This window comes from Pseudoroseomonas cervicalis ATCC 49957 (assembly GCF_000164635.1).
Classification (GTDB): Bacteria; Pseudomonadota; Alphaproteobacteria; order Acetobacterales; family Acetobacteraceae; genus Pseudoroseomonas; species Pseudoroseomonas cervicalis.
This window is the reverse complement of sequence record NZ_GG770800.1, coordinates 1-1,590: the sequence shown is the minus strand read 5'-3', so window position 1 is coordinate 1,590 and position 1,590 is coordinate 1. Positions and strand designations below refer to the sequence as shown.

The 1,590-nt window shown below is 77.4% G+C and carries 1 protein-coding gene and 1 pseudogene; one reads left to right on the top strand and one right to left on the bottom strand.

Annotation, left to right across the window (positions count from 1 at the left end):
- A partial coding sequence (gene rffA / locus HMPREF0731_RS19115; protein WP_007005854.1) for a dTDP-4-amino-4,6-dideoxygalactose transaminase occupies positions 1 to 1,193 on the bottom strand: 1,193 nt, incomplete at its 3' end.
- Between the two features lie 152 nt (positions 1,194 to 1,345).
- On the opposite strand from rffA, the pseudogene HMPREF0731_RS19110 reads away from it, so the two are divergent.
- Positions 1,346 to 1,590: pseudogene (locus HMPREF0731_RS19110) on the top strand (hypothetical protein); the annotation flags it as partial.

The following is a 1,590-nucleotide window of genomic DNA, read 5'->3' as shown; positions in this document are numbered from 1 at the left end:
CGCATCGGGCCGGCGGCGCGGCCGTGGCGGCGGCCGGCGGGGGCGGTGTGCAGCGGCTCGTAATGGGTGGTGGCGCCGATGCGGGCGGCGTTCAGCCGGGCCAGCACCTGGTCGCGCTGGGCGCCGCGCGGGAAGCGCAGATGGTAGATATGGGCGTTGTGCGCGGCCTCGGGCGGGATGTCGGGGCGGCGCAGCGACCAGCGCGCGGCCAGCGGCGCCAGCAGCGCGTCGTAGCGCTGCCACAGGCGCAGGCGGCGGGCGGTCAGCGCCTCGACCCGCGCCAGCTGGCGGGCCAGCAGCGCCGCCGTCAGCTCGGAGGGCAGGAAGGAGGAGCCGATCTCCTGCCAGGTGTAGCGGGCGACCTCGCCGCGGGCGAAGCGCAGCCGGTCGGTGCCTTTCTCCCACAGCATCTCGGCCTGGTCGCGCAGGGCCGGGTCGTTGACCAGCAGGGCGCCGCCCTCGCCGCTGGTGATGTTCTTGCTGGCGTGGAAGCTGTAGGCGCCGAGCGCGCCGAAGCCGCCCAGCGGCCGGCCGCGCCAGGAGGCGCCGACCGCCTGGGCGGCGTCCTCGACCAGGGACAGGCGGTGCGCGTCGCAGAGCGCCTGAAGCCGCTCCATCTCGCAGCCGACGCCGGCGTAGTGGACGCAGAGCAGGGCGCGGCTGCGCGGGGTGATGGCGGCGGCGGCGCGGGCCGGGTCGAGGTTCAGCGTGGCCTCCTGCACATCGACGAAGACGGGGATGGCGCCGCGCAGCAGCACCGCGTTGGCGGTGGAGCAGAAGGTCCAGGCGGGCATGATCACCTCGTCCCCCGGCTGCAGGCGCAGCAGCAGGGCCGCCATCTCCAGCGCCGCGGTGCAGGACTGGGCGAGCAGCGGCAGGCTGCCCGGCACGGCGCGGGCGAGCAGGGCGTGGCACAGCTCGGTCTGGGCGCCGCCGCCGGCCAGGCGGCCGCCGCGCAGCACCTCCTGCAAGGCCAGCGCCTCATCGCCCTCCAGGTCGGGGGCGTAGAAGGGGATCGGCGCGGGGTCGGCCAAGGGGGAGGCCAAGGGGGAAGCCTGGGGCGGCGCCAGGGTGTGCGCCAGGGCGGCGGGCGCGGCCCAGCTGGCCAGGGGGGCGGCGAGGGGGGAGACGGTGGCCGGCGCCCAGCCCGGGGCCGGGAGCGGCGTGGCGTGCGGCAGCGGGGTGGCGGGCATGGGCGGGTCCTGGCGGCCGTGGCGGAGGCTCCTGGCTAGACGGCGCCGATGGATTTTCGCTGAAGCTGGGCCGGCATATGCGAAAAATTATCGTGGCGGCGCTATGGCTGGGGCCGCGCCGCTCGCGGCCGCGCCACAGAAGGTGGTCCAGCATGGACAGGACAGGTCCCGAAGCGCCCGCCACGCCCCCGGCCGCCCGGCCCGGGGCCGCGCCTGACGCCGCTCTTGCCGGGGCGCCGCCCCGCCTCATCGACTGCACGCTGCGCGATGGCAGCTACCGGCTGCCGCGCGGCTTCACCGCCGAGCAGACGGCGCGGCTCGCCGCCGGGCTGGAGGCCGCCGGGATCGGCGTGGTGGAGCTGGGCCACGGGCTCGGCCTCGGCGCGCCGGGGCGCGG